13 protein-coding genes are annotated in these 15,241 nt (G+C 67.9%); 6 read left to right on the top strand and 7 right to left on the bottom strand.

The genetic code is table 11. The features are described from left to right. Positions 1–46: 46 nt before the first annotated feature. From K9U40_RS11195 to K9U40_RS11185, 3 genes are all read right to left on the bottom strand, one after another. Positions 47–898, bottom strand: a complete 852-nt coding sequence (locus tag K9U40_RS11195) for a carbohydrate ABC transporter permease (protein ID WP_414115021.1) — start codon at positions 896–898, stop codon at positions 47–49. A gap of 300 nt (positions 899–1,198) precedes the next feature. Next, a complete protein-coding gene (locus tag K9U40_RS11190; protein WP_414114853.1) occupies positions 1,199–2,524 on the bottom strand; it encodes an ABC transporter substrate-binding protein in 1,326 nt (441 codons plus the stop codon). Positions 2,525–2,634: 110 nt separating this feature from the next. Beyond that, positions 2,635–3,711: an ABC transporter ATP-binding protein gene (locus tag K9U40_RS11185; RefSeq protein ID WP_282890273.1), complete on the bottom strand. Its 1,077-nt coding sequence runs from the start codon at positions 3,709–3,711 to the stop codon at positions 2,635–2,637. A gap of 331 nt (positions 3,712–4,042) precedes the next feature. Here K9U40_RS11185 and K9U40_RS11180 point away from each other — a divergent pair, with 331 nt between their 5' ends. The 3 genes from K9U40_RS11180 to K9U40_RS11170 all read left to right on the top strand — a co-directional run bounded on the left by K9U40_RS11180 (position 4,043) and on the right by K9U40_RS11170 (position 7,187). Beyond that, a complete protein-coding gene (locus tag K9U40_RS11180; RefSeq protein ID WP_282890272.1) occupies positions 4,043–4,999 on the top strand; it encodes a 2-hydroxyacid dehydrogenase in 957 nt (318 codons plus the stop codon). Positions 5,000–5,113: 114 nt separating this feature from the next. Next, positions 5,114–5,938 carry a protease inhibitor Inh/omp19 family protein gene (locus tag K9U40_RS11175; RefSeq protein ID WP_282890271.1) on the top strand — a complete coding sequence of 275 codons (825 nt, stop codon included), beginning with the start codon at positions 5,114–5,116 and terminating at the stop codon, positions 5,936–5,938. Between the two features lie 322 nt (positions 5,939–6,260). Then, the gene (locus tag K9U40_RS11170; RefSeq protein WP_282890270.1) at positions 6,261–7,187 is read left to right on the top strand and encodes a TorF family putative porin; all 927 of its coding nucleotides are present in this window, start codon (positions 6,261–6,263) and stop codon (positions 7,185–7,187) included. Positions 7,188–7,486: 299 nt separating this feature from the next. Here K9U40_RS11170 and K9U40_RS11165 read toward each other — a convergent pair whose 3' ends face one another. The 3 genes from K9U40_RS11165 to K9U40_RS11155 all read right to left on the bottom strand — a co-directional run bounded on the left by K9U40_RS11165 (position 7,487) and on the right by K9U40_RS11155 (position 8,471). After that, complete coding sequence (locus K9U40_RS11165) at positions 7,487–7,819, bottom strand: DUF167 family protein (protein WP_282890269.1); 333 nt, start codon at positions 7,817–7,819, stop codon at positions 7,487–7,489. 17 nt (positions 7,820–7,836) lie between these two features. Then, the gene (locus K9U40_RS11160) at positions 7,837–8,127 is read right to left on the bottom strand and encodes a YggT family protein (RefSeq protein ID WP_282890268.1); all 291 of its coding nucleotides are present in this window, start codon (positions 8,125–8,127) and stop codon (positions 7,837–7,839) included. 113 nt (positions 8,128–8,240) lie between these two features. Next, positions 8,241–8,471 carry a hypothetical protein gene (locus K9U40_RS11155; protein ID WP_282890267.1) on the bottom strand — a complete coding sequence of 77 codons (231 nt, stop codon included), beginning with the start codon at positions 8,469–8,471 and terminating at the stop codon, positions 8,241–8,243. 316 nt (positions 8,472–8,787) lie between these two features. On the opposite strand from K9U40_RS11155, the gene K9U40_RS11150 reads away from it, so the two are divergent. From K9U40_RS11150 to K9U40_RS11140, 3 genes are all read left to right on the top strand, one after another. Further along, positions 8,788–9,741 (top strand): acetyl-CoA carboxylase carboxyltransferase subunit alpha, encoded by a 954-nt coding sequence (locus K9U40_RS11150; RefSeq protein ID WP_282890266.1) that lies wholly within the window; start codon positions 8,788–8,790, stop codon positions 9,739–9,741. Positions 9,742–9,933: 192 nt separating this feature from the next. Beyond that, positions 9,934–11,256, top strand: coding sequence for a L,D-transpeptidase family protein (locus K9U40_RS11145; RefSeq protein WP_282890265.1), 1,323 nt, complete (start codon positions 9,934–9,936; stop codon positions 11,254–11,256). Between the two features lie 220 nt (positions 11,257–11,476). Further along, positions 11,477–12,157 carry a Pr6Pr family membrane protein gene (locus tag K9U40_RS11140; protein WP_282890264.1) on the top strand — a complete coding sequence of 227 codons (681 nt, stop codon included), beginning with the start codon at positions 11,477–11,479 and terminating at the stop codon, positions 12,155–12,157. Between the two features lie 106 nt (positions 12,158–12,263). On the opposite strand, the gene secA is transcribed toward K9U40_RS11140, so the two are convergent. Next, positions 12,264–15,059 (bottom strand): preprotein translocase subunit SecA, encoded by a 2,796-nt coding sequence (gene secA, locus K9U40_RS11135; protein WP_282890263.1) that lies wholly within the window; start codon positions 15,057–15,059, stop codon positions 12,264–12,266. Positions 15,060–15,241 lie beyond the last annotated feature (182 nt).

Here is a 15,241-nt window from a genome sequence, read left to right as displayed (position 1 = left end):
GGGCGGGACGGCGTGCCGGGCGCGCGCCACGTTGCGTGCGGGTCCATCAGTCCGCTCCGCCCTGCTGCCACTTGCGGCGCTGGAGCCCGAAATAGCTGAACAGGATGGCGGCCAGCAGGAACGGGATCATCGCCACCGCGATGGCCGCGCCCTCGCCCAGGGAGCCGCCGGGAATGGCGCGCTGGAAGGACAGGGTCGCCATCAGGTGGGTGGAGTTGAGCGGGCCGCCGCGGGTGAGCACGTAGATCAGCTGGAAGTCGGTGAAGGTGAACAGCACCGAGAAGGTCATCACCACCGCGATGATGGGCGAGAGCATGGGCAGCGTGATGTAGCGGAAGCGCTGCCAGTTGGTGGCGCCGTCCAGCGTCGCCGCCTCGTGCAGCGAGGGCGAGATGGTCTGCAGGCCGGCCAAAAGCGAGATGGCGACGAAGGGAATGCCGCGCCACACATTGGCGGCGATCACCGAGGCGCGGGCGTTGGCCACGTCGCCAAGGAAGTTGATGGGGGTCGAGATCAGCCCCATCTTGATGAGCGCCCAGGAGATGATCGAGTACTGGCTGTCGAAGATCCACCAGAAGGCGATGGCCGAGAGCACGGTGGGCACCACCCAGGGCAAAAGCACGATGGCGCGGAAGAAGGCCTTGAACGGCATGTTCTCGTTGAGGAGCAGCGCCAGCCACAGGCCGAGGCCGAACTTCAGCACCGACGCGACCGTGGTGTAGAGAATGGTGTTGAACACCACCAGCCAGAACAGGCTGTCACCCCAGAGCGACTGGTAGTTCTCGATGCCGATGAACTCGCCCGGGCGGCCGATGCGGGTGTCGGTGAAGCCGAGCCAGACGCCGAGCCCCAGCGGGTAGGTGAGGAAAAACAGCAGGAAGACTGCGGCCGGCAGCATGAAGAGGATGCCGACCACATGCCGGCCCTGGCCGATGCCGGCCCAGAAGGACCGTGAGGTGGACGGCTCAGCCGCTGTGACGTTGGCCATGGGACCGATCTCCGGAAAGTCTCGTTTCTTGGCCTCTTCCGCCCGGCCCCGCATGATGCCGGGTTCGGACCCGCGACGCGCCCGGCTGCCGCCGGGTCCGGGTCTGGGGCGCCGAAGCCGGAAACGTCCGGCTTCGGGCGGGGAGGGACTGTGGCCGGGGCCCCCTCCCGCGGGCGGGAGAGGGCGGAAGGCGGGCTGAAGCGCCCCGCCTCAGCGGTAGATGCGCTCGGCGCGTTGCTGGGCGCGCTTGGCGGCGTCTTCCGGGGTGCGCTGGCCGGTGGAGGCTTCCGCCACCATGTCCACCACGATCCAGTCCGCCATGGCGGCCGCGGACTTCGGGCCGAGCGGGCCGGCATAGCCGTTGGGCCGCAGGGTCTCGGAGGCCTTGGAATAGGCGGCGTGGATGGGCTTGGAGGTCCATACCGGATTGCTGGCGAACGCTTTCAGCGTCTGGCAGCAATAGGCGCTCGCGCCGGTGAGCCAGGCGTTGTATTGCGGCGCGTCGAACATGAAGGAGAGGTAGGCCTGCGCCGCCTTCGGGTACTTGGTGTACTTGAAGATGCAGGCCTGGGTGGTCTGGTGCAGTTCGACCGACTTGCCCACCGGCCCGATGGGGAAGTTGGTGGACCGCATGTCCGCCGCCATGTCGGCGAGCTTGGGATCGTTGGCCGCCGCGTAATAGACCGACACGCCGTTCGCCGTCACGGCGAGATCGCCGGCGATGAAGGCGCGGTTGTTGTTCACGTCGAGCCAGCTCTCGGTGCCGGGAATGAAGGTCTTGTAGAGCTCGGCGGCGTAGCGCAGGCCGGCGACAGTCTCCGGCGAGTTGATGACCACCTTGCCGGTCTCGTCCACCATCCGGCCGCCATGGCTCCACAGGATCCAGTGGCAGTAATTGTTGCCGTCGCCGACCCCGTGGCCGAGGGTGAAGCCCATGGGGTGGTTGATGGCCTTCAGGGCCTTGCCGAGTTCCAGCAGGCCCTTGGTGTCCTTCGGGAACTCGCTGAAGCCGGCCTGCTTCACCCAGCTGTCGCGATAGACCACCGCGTTGCCGATGGTGGCGAGCGGCAGCGCCACGAAGCGGTTGTTCACCTGGGCATAGACTTCGTTGCCCGGATAGTAGCCGCCATAGGTGGCGCTAAGGCCCTTGGCGAGGTCGGTCACGTCGAGCAGCTTGTCGGGATACTGCTGGGCGTCGTCGAACCAGACCCACACGATGTCGGGGCCCGAGCCCACGTTCGCGGCCACCGCGGCCTTGGGGCGGATGTCCTCCCAGCTCTCCTTGTCGATGCGCACCTCGATGCCGGTGGCCTCGGTGAACTTCTTGGTGTTGGCGATCCAGGCGTCCTCCTCCCCCTTCACGAAGGGAGACCAGCGCAGGAGGCGCAGGGAGGCGCCGGGCTCCGGCTCGAACTTCGGAACGGACTGGCCGAGGGCCGGCGTGCCGCCCAAGATGCCGCCGACGAAGGGCAGGGCCATGCTGCCGGCGGCAAGGCCGGCGCCGCCCATCAGCAGGTCGCGTCTGGAAAGGGTCATTCGTCTTCCTCCCATGAAGATGCGTTTGTTCTGGCCAGCGGCTGTTCTGTTGCGGTCCTGGCGTTTTGGGTTTGGCGTCGCCGGGCCGTTTTCTTGCCGTCTGGAGTGTGTCAGAGGCGCTTGCCCGTCGCCTCCTCAAAAAGGTGTGTCAGGCCCGGCTGTGGCGCGATGTGGATCACCTCGCCGGGACTGAACGACAGGCGCTCGCGGAACAGGCAGGTGATCTCCTGTCCCTTCTGGCCGGCCGCGCCGAGGCGCGCCACCACCAGGATTTCCGAGCCGGTGGGCTCGGTCACCACCACGGTCGCCGGCACGCCCTGGGGATCGAGCCGGACGTGCTCTGGCCGCAGGCCGTAGACGACGCCCTGGCCGTCGGTGAGGCCGGGTGCGGCCGGCAGGGGCATCTCCACGCCGCTGTCCGTCACCAGCCGCGGGTCGGCGCCGAGGCGCACCTTGCCCTTGACGAAGTTCATGGAGGGCGAGCCGATGAAGCCGGCCACGAACTGGTTGGCGGGCTTGTCGTAGAGGTCCAGCGGGGCGCCGATCTGCTCCACGATGCCGTCATGCATCACCACGATCTTATCGGCCATGGTCATGGCCTCGATCTGGTCGTGGGTGACGTAGACCGTGGTGGTCTTCAGCCGCTGGTGCAGCTCCTTGATCTCGGTGCGCATCTGCACGCGCAGCTGGGCGTCGAGGTTGGAGAGCGGCTCGTCGAACAGGAACACCTGCGGGTCGCGCACGATGGCGCGGCCCATGGCGACGCGCTGGCGCTGACCGCCGGAAAGCTGGCGGGGGTAGCGGTCCAGCAGCTTGGTCAGGTTGAGGATTTCCGCCGCGCGCTTGACCCGCGAATCGATCTCCGCCTGGGGGGCTTTGCGCAGCTTGAGCGAGAAGCCCATGTTGGCGCCCACGGTCATGTGGGGATAGAGCGCGTAGTTCTGGAACACCATGGCGATGTCCCGTTCCTTGGGCGGCATTTCGTTGATGACGCGGTTGCCGATGAGGATCTGGCCGCCGGTGATGTTCTCGAGGCCCGCGATCATCCGCAGGAGGGTGGACTTTCCGCAGCCGGACGGCCCCACGAGCACCACGAATTCGCCGTCGCGAATGCTGACATCCACCCCATGGATGACGGCCGTCGCGCCATAGGCCTTCTTTACACCGCGAATATCCACGGTTGCCATGAAGCGTCCTCTCCCTCGTGTTCGCCAGCGCGCCGGGCGGAGATCCGTCCGCATTCAACGGTGCGCGTGATCTTCATTCTGTTTCTTGGGTCCCTCGGGGAACAGTCCCTTGGGGAACCTTGCGCCCTCGTTGTGACGCGGCGCGATCATGGTGAAAGGCGAAGCCGGGATCAAGAGGGAATTTAAAACGATTGAACTTTCATTGAACCGCGCGCGAGGATGGCGTTAAACAGGGATGCCCCCGGCGCAGGCGTCCGCTTCGAGATGCCGGGCCCGCGCGACCGCTTCCTTCGTCCCGGCCCAGGACCGGGCCACATCTGCGAGCCCTTCAATGACCGATCAAGCCCGCTTGGCCGTCCTCACCACCGGCCCCGTGATGGAAGACGTGGTGGAGCGCCAGCTCGCCGGCCGCTTCGACCTGGTGCCCCTGGAAGCGCTGTCCGAGGCGAACGCCGGCGCGGTGTGCGCCATTGCCACGCGGGGCAAGGTGCGGGTGGACGAGGCGTTGATGGCGCGCCTGCCGAATCTGCGGATCGTCGGCAATTTCGGCGTCGGCTACGACACGGTGGATGCCGTGGCCGCCGCCCGGCGCGGCGTGATCGTCACCAACACCCCGGACGTGCTGAACGAGGAGGTGGCGGACCTGACCCTTGGCCTGCTGCTCGCCACCGTGCGGCAGATCCCGCAGGCCGACCGGTTCCTGCGCGACGGCAAGTGGCTGAAGGCGGCCTATCCCCTGGGGCCGACCCTGCGCGGGCGCACCGTGGGCATCGTCGGCATGGGTCGTATCGGCAAGGCCATTGCCCGGCGGCTGGAGGCTTTCTCGGTGCCGGTGGTCTATCACGGCCGACGTCCGCAGCCGGACGTGGCCCTGACCTATTATGCAAGCCTGCTCGACATGGCGCGGGACGTGAGCGTGCTCGTCGTCATCGTGCCCGGCGGGGCGCAGACCCGCCACCTCGTGGATGCCGCGGTGCTCGCCGCCCTGGGGCCGGACGGCATCCTGATCAATGTCGCCCGCGGCACGGTGGTGGACGAGGCGGCGCTGCTCCGTGCGCTCGAGGCCCGCACCATCCTTGCCGCCGGGCTCGACGTGTTCGCCGACGAGCCCAACGTGCCGGAAGCGTTCTTCGCGCTCGACAATGCCGTGCTGCTGCCGCACGTGGGCTCCTCCACGCACCATACCCGCACCGCCATGGGCCAGCTGGTGGTGGACAACATCCTTGCCGTCATGGACGGCAAGGCGCCCCTGACCCCGGTGGCGGAGACGCCATGGCCGAAGGCATAGGGACCGCACGGGTCCGATCTGGCCGGCGCCACTGCGGTCCCCGCCGCGCGTGGGGATGAACCGGGGCCCGGAAGGTGCTAGCTTTCCGCCTCCGTGTTCGGCTTCGAGGGCAGGATGGCGCGAAGGCATCTTCTCGGTCTCGCTGCGGCGCTGGTGGTCGGCGCGCCGCTGGGCGCGCCCCCGCTCCATGCGGCGCCGGTCGCGAATCAGGCTGGCGCGCAGATGGTCCAGCGCGGCGATGCGCCGTCAGGGGCGGCGACCACGCCCGCCGCCGCCCCGCGCCCGCCGGCGGCCCCGCGGCTCGATCCCGCGGTGCGGGAAGCTGCCGCGCGCCTTGCCGCCCCCTTCCGCCTGACCAATGCCGACGGCTCGCGCTCCTGCGCCTTCGCGCTGAAATCCGAGCCGGGGGGACCGGGGCTCGCGGTGGAGTTCGACCGGCAGGCGTGCGCCATCATCGCCTTTTCCGCCCAGGTCGCGGCTTGGCTCCCGGACCCGTCCGGCTCCCTGCGCCTGCTCAACGCCCAGGGCCGCACCGTGGCCGAGTTCACGGAAGGCACCAACGGCAGCTATGAGGCGCTTCGGGAAGGCGACGGCGTCTATTTCCTCGCCAATCCGGCGGTCGCGGCCGAGGATGCCGAGCTCAAGGTCGAGGAGGTGGTGGGCGAGTGGGACCTCGCGCGCCAGGCGGGGGCTCCGGTCTGCCGCTGGACGCTCCTCGACCAGCCGGCGGCCAATGGCGCCGGCAAGGCGCTTGCCATCGCCTCCGGCTGCGACCAGGCGCTGCTGCGTTTCGGTCCGGTGGCGTGGGACATCGAGGGCGGCAACATCCTGGTGCGTGGTGACAGCGGCGCTTCCGTCATCCGCTTCGCCCGCCAGGAGGACGGCGGGTGGGCCCGGACCCCGGAGCGTGGCCGGCCCCTGCTCATGAACCGTCCCTGACCGGGCTCAGACCGCGGCGGCGGTACTTCGGTACAGCCCAGACGGCTCCCCGACTCGCTGTTGCGTGCGCGTAACATGGGGGCCCGCGGGCGTATCCAGGCACCGCCATCCGGTGTGATCCCTGCCCCCTACGGCATATGATTTTCGTGACAGGAACGGCGCCTGTCACCGTTTCGCCTGGGTGCGTTGCGCGGTTGCAACACAAGAATCCAGCATTTATGCGGGGTTGCTCATTTAGGGAGCAATTGCTGCCTCAATTTTCCCATTGGACACACGGCGGAGACCTGATTTTTATCGGTCTAAATCGCTGCGGGGTTACACCATGAAGAAAATTGCAGTCGTCGCCGCCTCTCTGCTCCTGGCCGGCGCCGCTTCGGCGGCGGACCTCAGCTCGCCGGTGCCGGTGAAGGCTGTTCCGGCTCCCGAGCCGGCTCCGCTGTGGGATGTCGCCTTCGGCGTGAAGCTCGCCACGGATTACGTGTTCCGCGGTATCACCCAGACCGACGGCAATCCGGCCGTCCAGGGCTATGCCGAACTGCGCCTGTTCGACTGGATCTATGGCGGCGTGTGGGCGTCCAACGTGGACTTCCCGCCCATCAACCAGTTCGGTGACTATACCGGCCTGACCGACGCCTCCGCGGAGATCGACCTCTACGCCGGTATCCGCCACACCTGGGGCGGCCTCACCCTCGACGGCGGTTTCATCTATTACTACTATCCGGGCGAGATCGGCGTGAACACGCTGGGCGAAGGCCTCCCGGCGGTGAACATCGACTACTGGGAAATCTACTTCAAGCCGACCTACGTCATCAACGACGTGTTCACCGTGGGCGGCAACCTCTACTACACCGACAGCTATGCGGGCTCCGGCTCGGACGGCACCTACCTGTCCGGCACCCTCAAGGTGGACTTCACCAAGTGGAGCCCGGTCAAGGACGTCGGCGTCTACGTGTCGGGCGAGCTCGGCTATCAGTGGCTCGGCATGACCGACATTGACAACGTCTACTACACCACCGGCGTGTTCTCGAACTACGAGCTGCCCTCCTACGCCACCTGGAACGTGGGCATCGCCTTCACCTACAAGGCGGCGACCCTCGACCTGCGCTACTACGGCTCGGAGCTGAAGGAAGGTTATACCTGGGACGGCGCGTTCAACAGCTGCGGCGTGATCTCCGGTCTCGCCAACGCCTGCGGCGACCGCTTCGTGGCCAGCCTCTCCTTCGACACCACCTTCCTGGCGCTGAAGTGATCTGAACCCGCGTCACTGACGCCTTGAGGCGCCGCGCTCCCCGCGCGGCGCCTTTTCTTTTGCTCGTGTTCGTTGAAGGCGCCCTCCGCCCTCCTGGCACCGCGAGGGCAAGGCGCTCGGCGGTCCGATCGGGGCGCATCAGCCCGACACCGATGGGCCGACACCGATGGGCCGCAGATGGGGGGCGGACCAGAGAGAGCCATGGATGGAGGCGGCGAGCCGCAGTCCGGGCTTTCCCCGGTGCTGACGACGTTCCGGGGCCGGTCCGGCGCCGATCGGAAGGGGCCGAGGCGCGCGGGCTACTTCCGCGCCTTGCCGGCGGGCGCTGCCGCGGCTTGCGAGAGCGCGGACGCCAGGTCGTCCGCGCGCCCCGTGATGCGGAAGGTCTTAACCCGCGCGGTGGCGCCGGAGGTGAGCCGGACCTGGGAGGCCGCCACCCCCGCGGCCTGCGCCAGCACGCGGATGACGGCAGCTGTCGCCGCGCCATCCTCCGGCGGGGCCTTGACCCGCACCTTCAGCACCGCGCGCCCGTCCGACAGCTCCGCCACGCCGTCGAGCCCATCGCGCCCGCCCCGCGGGGTGGCGCGCACGAGCACCTCCAGGCCGTCGGGCAGGAGCTTCAGGAACGACAACAGGGTGTGCCCGTCGCTCAGAAGACGTAGGGATAGATGTAGTAGGCGATGACCTGCTGAATGAAAAAGATGATCAGGATCAGCACCATGGGCGAGAGGTCCAGGCCGCCGAGGCTCGGCAGGATGGAGCGGATGGGCGCGAGCACCGGCTCCGTGATCCGGTAGAGGAACTCGCCCACGCTGCGCACGAACGCATTGTGGTGGTTCACCACATTGAAGGCCACGAGCCAGGACAGCACCGCCGCGGCGATGAGCAGCCAGACGTAGAGTTGGAGGACGACAAGCAGGACGTCGAGCAGCGCGCGCATCGCAGGTAGGATCCCCGGGGAGTTTCGCGTCAGCAATAGTCCCCGAGGTGATCATGGACAAGGCCGCAGGCCGTCGCTTCCGGCGGGACAGCGGGCTGCCCGCCGCGCCTGCGTCAGCCCGTCGCGTCCCCGTCCCGGGAACGTCCCGGCTCCGAAAGGGCGCCGGTGCCGGGTGTCCGGTCGGGGTCCATCAGTTCCGGGCGGGCATGGGGGCCGGCGGCGGGAAAATCATACTCCGGCTCGGGAGCTGGCGAGACGGCGGCGCGGCGCGCGCCCGGCGGGCGCCCGGTTTTTGCGGTCTTGGGTGCGTTGTCCCGGGCGGTGGTATTCTTATGGGTGGCCATGGTGATCTCCATGATGTGACCATTATTGGGGAACAACGCTCCCGCAGCCCTATCCGTTGCAGCGGCCGGCGCGGAAACGGGGCATGTCGCCTTCACGTTTCGGAGCGGGCCGCGACCTCCGGAGCGCGGGCTTGCGCCGCTGGCCCTGACCTGTCGAACCCTGACCTGTCGAACCCTGACCTGTCGAGCCTTGGCCTGTCGACCTTGAGTTACCGGCCTTGAGTTACCGGCCTTGACTTGCCGACCCGGCGCAGGCAGCTTCCGGCCCCGTCGGGGCGGCACCGGTTTCGGGCCTCCTCCAACCTTACGGACCCTCATGCGCAGCTATCTGGACTTCGAGAAGCCGGTCGCCGAACTCGAGGCCAAGGTCGAAGAACTGCGCGCGCTCGCCTCTGCGGGCGATGGCGTGGCCATCACCGACGACGTGCAGCGGCTCGAGACCAAGGCCCGCGACGCGCTTGTCGCCCTCTACGCCAACCTGACGCCCTGGCAGAAGACGCTGGTTGCGCGGCATCCGCAGCGGCCCCATTTCGCCGATTTCGCCAAGGGCCTGTTCGAGGATTTCACCCCCCTCGCCGGTGACCGCAAGTTCGGCGAGGACGAGGCCATCATCGGCGGCTTCGCCCGTTTCCGCGGCGAGGCGGTGTGCGTGCTGGGCCACGAGAAGGGCTCCACCACGGAAACCCGGATCCGGCACAATTTCGGCATGGCGCGCCCCGAGGGCTACCGCAAGGCGGCGCGCATCATGGAACTGGCCGACCGCTTTGCCATTCCGCTGATCTCGCTGGTGGACACCGCCGGCGCCTATCCCGGCATCGGCGCCGAGGAGCGCGGGCAGGCGGAAGCCATCGCCCGCTCCACCGATGCCTGCCTCGCGCTCGGCGCGCCGAACGTGGCGCTGGTGATCGGCGAGGGCGGCTCGGGCGGAGCCATCGCCATCGCCACCGCCAACAAGGTGCTGATGATGGAGCACGCCATCTACAGCGTGATCTCGCCGGAAGGCGCGGCCTCCATCCTGTGGCGCGACACGGCGAAGGCGCAGGACGCCGCCACCAACATGAAGATCACGGCGCAGGATCTGCTGAAATTCGGCATCATCGATGCCATCGTGAAGGAGCCGCCGGGCGGCGCCCATCGCGATCCGGAGGCCACCATCGGCGCCGCCGGGGATGCCATCGCCGATGCGCTGTCGCAGCTCGCCGGCCTCGATGCGCCGGCCGTCCGCAAGGCGCGGCGTGACAAATTTCTCGCTATCGGCCGGTCGCTTTAACCATGAGCCCATGGCAGGCGGCCAAGGCCGGCCCGGCATCTCATCTTGGCCGCATTTGCCTTATTTTCTCCAAGCCTGCCCGGACGGTGGCGGCAACGCTCCGCGAGGCGGGTGGTGACGCTAACGTGTCATCAAGGGGGAGGGGCTAACCATGTCGGTCTGTCTGGCCGGTACGGACCCAGGAGTTGCGCGGTGAACCGTTTCGCGTTGAACCGTCCGTGGGCGATGGTCTCGTCCCGCATCCGCATGGTGGCCCTGGCCGCCACCGCAGCGCTCGCGCTCGCCGCCTGCAACCAGACCGACGCCGAGGTGGCGCGCAAGGCCAACAAGCCGCTTTCGCCCCAGATGGTGTCCCTGCTGGGGCAGAAGGACATGTCGCCGGCGAGTCCGATGCTGGTGCGCATCTTCAAGCAGGAAGCCGAGCTGGAAGTGTGGAAGGCCACCTCCGACGGTTCGTTCGCCCTGTTGAAGACCTATCCCATCTGCCGCTGGTCGGGCGAGCTGGGCCCCAAGGTGCGGATGGGCGACCGGCAAGCGCCGGAAGGCTTCTACACCATCACGCCGGGGCAGATGAACCCGAACTCCAGCTATTACCTGTCCTTCAACCTCGGCTTCCCCAACGCCTTCGACAAGGCCTACGGGCGCACGGGCGAGTTCCTCATGGTGCACGGCGACTGCTCGTCCGCCGGCTGCTACGCCATGACGGACGAACAGATTTCCGAGATCTTCTCGCTGGCGCGGGAGAGCTTCGCCGGCGGCCAGCGGGCGTTCCAGGTGCAGGCCTATCCCTTCCGCATGACGCCGAAGAACCTCGCCCGGCACCGCAACAACCCCAACATGGCGTTCTGGCGCAACCTGAAGCAGGGCTACGACCACTTCGAGGTGACGAAGCAGGAGCCGAAGGTCAACGTCTGCGGGCGCGCCTATGTGTTTGACGCCGAGGCCGTTCCCGGCCGCAGCTTCGATGCCAATGCGTCCTGCCCGCCCTACCAGGTGGCGCCGCAGGTGGCGTCGGCGGTGGCCGAGAAGCAGCGCAGCGACGAGGCCCAGGTGGCGGCGCTCGTCCCCTCGGCGCCCCTGGCGCCGGTGCGCACCAACAGCGACGGCGGCATGCATCCGGTGTTCCTCGCCAAGCTCAAGGAGCGCGAAAGCGGCCAGATGTCCTTCGCCGAGGCGCCCGGTACCCTCCCCGAATATGTGAACCCGCCCAAGATGACGCCTGAAAAGGTGGCCCTGGACGGTGAAACGGCCGTGGTTCCCGTCGGGGCGGCCCCCGCCGCTGCGGCTCCGGTGCCGGCCGCGAAGCCCGCCCAGGCGACGGCGCATGTGGTGACGCCGGCCAAGCCGGTTGCGGCTTCCGCGTCGTCCGGGCCTGCTCCTTCAAGCTCGGCTTCGGCCAAGCCGGCGGCCCAGGCCTACAAGCCCGCGACGGTCGCATCCGCCGGCACGCTGGCGCCTCCGGCCTCGGTGTCGGGCGGGTCGGCCATCATGCCCACCGGCACGTTCGCCCAGTAAGTCTCCGGCGGCTTTCGCCGGCCGCTATGGCTCCGGCGTGGGATATCCCATGCGGGGCCACGCCGCCACGCCTAGAGCACGCGCTGATCAGCTTGCATCGCAAGCTGGTCGGACAACGCGTTCTCCTTCTTGACCCACCAGATCAAAGAGTTGTGGTTCGACCTGCTCTGGCGCTCCCGGCCGAGGTCGTGGCGTCCTGAGTCTCGGGAGGAGGGCAGCCGTGGGACAGGAGACCGAAGCCACGCGGGGAACACCCTGGGCGCGGCGGCTGAGCGCCGTTGCCGCCCTGGTTGCGTGGGTGGCGCTGGCGCTTCAGCTCGGCATCGTGGTGGAGAAGATGGCCGCCGTCGGCCAGGGCTTCGCGCCGGCCCTGTGGCGCTTCCTCGGCTATTTCACCGTTCTGACCAACCTCCTCGTGGCCGTGGTCGCCACCGCCTTCGCGCTGCGTCCCCTGAGCCGCCTCGCAGCGCCGCGGGTGCGGCTCGTGGCGGTGATGTCCATCGTGCTCGTTGGCGTCATCTATGCCCTGCTGCTGCGCAATGTGTGGAAGCCTGAAGGCTGGCAGCTGGTGGCCGACCGCCTGCTGCACCAGGCTGTGCCGGTGCTCTTCCTCGCCACATGGGCGCTGGCTGCGCGGGGCGGCGGCGATGCGAACGGTCCCGGTCCGGTCCGTCTCGGTGTCAAGGATGCGGCCTGGGCCATGGCGCCGCCGGTCCTCTATCTCGCCTATGCCCTGGCGCGGGGCGAGGCGGACGGCTGGTACGCCTACTGGTTCCTGGATCCGGCCAAGCTGGGGGACGGGCGCATGGCGCTCAACACCGTCATGCTGGCGGCGGTATTCCTGGCAACGGCGCTGATTTTCCTGGGGTTCGACCGGCTTCTGGCGCGCCGCAAGTCCTGAGCCGCCCGCCGCGCGGCAGGCGGCCGTGGTCCGCCGAGGGGCTTTGCGCAGGACCGCAGCCGGACGGAGCCGCCCCGAGAGGGGGCGGCCTCCGCGCCGTCTCGCCTCAGGCGAAGCGGCCGTGGCAGTGCTTGTATTTCTTGCCGGAGCCGCAGGGGCAAGCCTCGTTGCGGCCCACCTTGCCCCAGCTGTCGGGGTCGTTGGGGTCGCGCTCGGCCACGGCGATGTCGCCGGACAGGAACGGTTCCGGGCGGCTGCCCAGCGCCGCGCCGGAGAACGCCATCTCGTCTTCCCCGGTGAAGGGGTCGGCGTGATGGGCCTCCATCAGGGGCAGCTCTTCCGGCATGGGCTGCTGGGTCACGATCTCCACCCGCATCAGCTGGGCGGTGACGATCTCGCGCAGGCGGTTCAGCATGGCGGAAAAGAGGTTGAAGGCTTCGGACTTGTATTCGTTGAGCGGATCGCGCTGGGCGTAGCCGCGCAGGCCTACCACCTGGCGCAGGTGGTCCAGCATGCCGATATGCTCGCGCCAGAGATGGTCGAGGGTCTGGAGAAGGATCGACTTCTCCACATAGCGCATGATGTCGGGCCCGTACTGGGCGGTCTTGGCGGCCATCAGCTCGTCGGCGCGGCGGATGATGCGCTCGGTGACCTCGGGGCCGGCGATGCCCTCTTCCCTGGCCCAGTCCTTCACCGGAAGGTCGAGGGCGAGGATCTCCTTCAGCGCGGCGTCGAGGCCGTCCACGTCCCACTGCTCGGGATAGGCGTTCTCGGGGATGAACTTGGCCACGGTCTCGGTGATGAGGGCATGGCGCATGTCCTCCACCGTCTCGGCCACGTCCTCGTCGTTCATCAGCTCGACGCGCTGCTCGAACACCACCTTGCGCTGATCGTTCAGCACGTCGTCATACTTGAGCAGGTTCTTGCGGATGTCGTAGTTGCGCGCCTCGACCTTCTGCTGCGCCTTCTCCAGGGCCTTGTTGATCCAGGGATGGATGATGGCCTCGCCTTCCTTGAGGCCGAGGCGCTGCAGCATGCCGTCGAGGCGGTCCGACCCGAAGATGCGCATCAGGTCGTCTTCCAGCGACAGGAAGAACTTGGAATGGCCAGGGTCGCCCTGGCGGCCGGAGCGGCCGCGCAGCTGGTTGTCGATGCGCCGGCTCTCGTGGCGCTCGGTGCCGAGCACATAGAGGCCGCCGGCCTCCAGCGCCTTCTGCTTCAGCTCTTCCACCTCGGCGCGGATCCTGGCTTCCGCCGCGGCGCGTTCGGCGCCCTCGGGCAGGTCCTTCAGCTCGATCTCGATGCGCATGTCGGCCGAGCCGCCGAGCTTGATGTCGGTGCCGCGGCCGGCCATGTTGGTGGCGATGGTGATCGCCCCCGGCACGCCCGCCTGGGAGACGATGTAGGCCTCCTGCTCGTGGTAGCGGGCGTTGAGCACCGCGAAGCTCTTGCCGGAGCGGTCGTTGATGAGAAGCTCGCGGCCGCTGAAGGCGGTCGGGTCGGAGAAGTCCTTCTGGCGGAAGCCGGCCTGCTTCAGCAGCTCGGCCAGAAGCTCGGACTTCTCGATGGAGGTGGTGCCCACCAGCACCGGCTGGCTGCGCTCCGCGCACTCCTTGATCAGCTCGATGATGGCCGCGTATTTCTCGCCGGCGCTGCGGTAGACCTCGTCGTCGTCGTCGATGCGGGAGATCTGCACGTTGGTGGGGATCTCCACCACCTCGAGCTTGTAGATGTCGGCAAATTCCGCCGCCTCGGTGTTGGCGGTGCCGGTCATGCCGGACAGCTTCTCGTAGAGGCGGAAATAGTTCTGGAAGGTGATGGACGCCAGCGTCTGGTTCTCAGGCTGGACCTGGACGCGCTCCTTGGCCTCCAGCGCCTGGTGCAGGCCTTCCGAATAGCGCCGGCCCGGCATCATGCGGCCGGTGAACTCGTCGATGATCACCACCTCGTCGTTGCGGACGATATAGTCCTTGTCGCGCTGGAACAGGGTATGCGCGCGCAGGGCCTGGTTCACGTGGTGGACCACCGAGACGTTCTCGATGTCGTAGAGCGAGGTGGCCTTCAGCAGCCCGGCGGCGCTGAGCATCTGCTCCATCTTCTCCATGCCCGCTTCCGTCATGGTGACGGAGCGCTGCTTCTCGTCCACCTCGTAGTCTTCCTTGGCGAGGCGCGGGATGTAGGTGTCGATGGTGTTGTAAAAGTCGGAGCGGTCGTCGAGGGGACCGGAGATGATGAGGGGCGTGCGCGCCTCGTCGATGAGGATGGAATCCACCTCGTCCACGATGGCGTAGAAATGCGGGCGCTGGACCATCTGGCCGCGCTCATACTTCATGTTGTCGCGCAGATAGTCGAAGCCAAGCTCGTTGTTGGTGGCGTAGGTCACGTCGCTGGCATAGGCCATGCGGCGCTCGTCGTCGTCGAGCCCGTGCACGATGATGCCGGTGGACAGGCCGAGGAAACGGTAGAGCCGCCCCATCCATTCGGCGTCGCGCTTGGCGAGGTAGTCATTCACCGTCACCACGTGCACGCCCTTGCCGGCCAGGGCGTTGAGATAGACCGGAAGTGTGGCGACGAGGGTCTTGCCTTCGCCGGTCTTCATCTCGGCGATGCCGCCCTCGTGCAGCACCATGCCGCCGATGAGCTGCACGTCGAACGGGCGCATGCCAAGGGCACGCTTGGCGCCCTCGCGCACGGTGGCGAAGGCGGGCACCAGAAGGTCGTCAAGGGTCTTGCCCTCGGCCAGCTGGCGCCGGAAATCGTCGGTGCGGGCCCGGAGCTGATCGTCGGAGAGGGCTTCCAGCTCCTGTTCCAGCGCATTGATGGCCTGAACGCGGGGACGGTATCCCTTCACCCGGCGATCGTTCGCGGAGCCGAAGAGCTTGCGGGCAAGTCCACCAAACATGGGTTGTGTCTCTGTTCCGATCCGTCAGGTCTCAGGGAGGGCGGAGACGAGCCGCCGGACCCTCCGGGAAATGATGCGCCGTTGGACACCTTCAATGCGGCGTCAGCAAGTCCGAAGGGACGGGGCCGGGCGCAGCGACAACCGCGCAGCCCAAATCCCGCTTCCCTTAGGCGGGCAGCGCG

The organism is Xanthobacter autotrophicus (genome assembly GCF_030015065.1).
Taxonomy (GTDB): Bacteria; Pseudomonadota; Alphaproteobacteria; order Rhizobiales; family Xanthobacteraceae; genus Xanthobacter; species Xanthobacter autotrophicus_D.
Note: the sequence above shows the minus strand (reverse complement) of the source record. Positions and strands in the feature narration are given on the sequence as shown.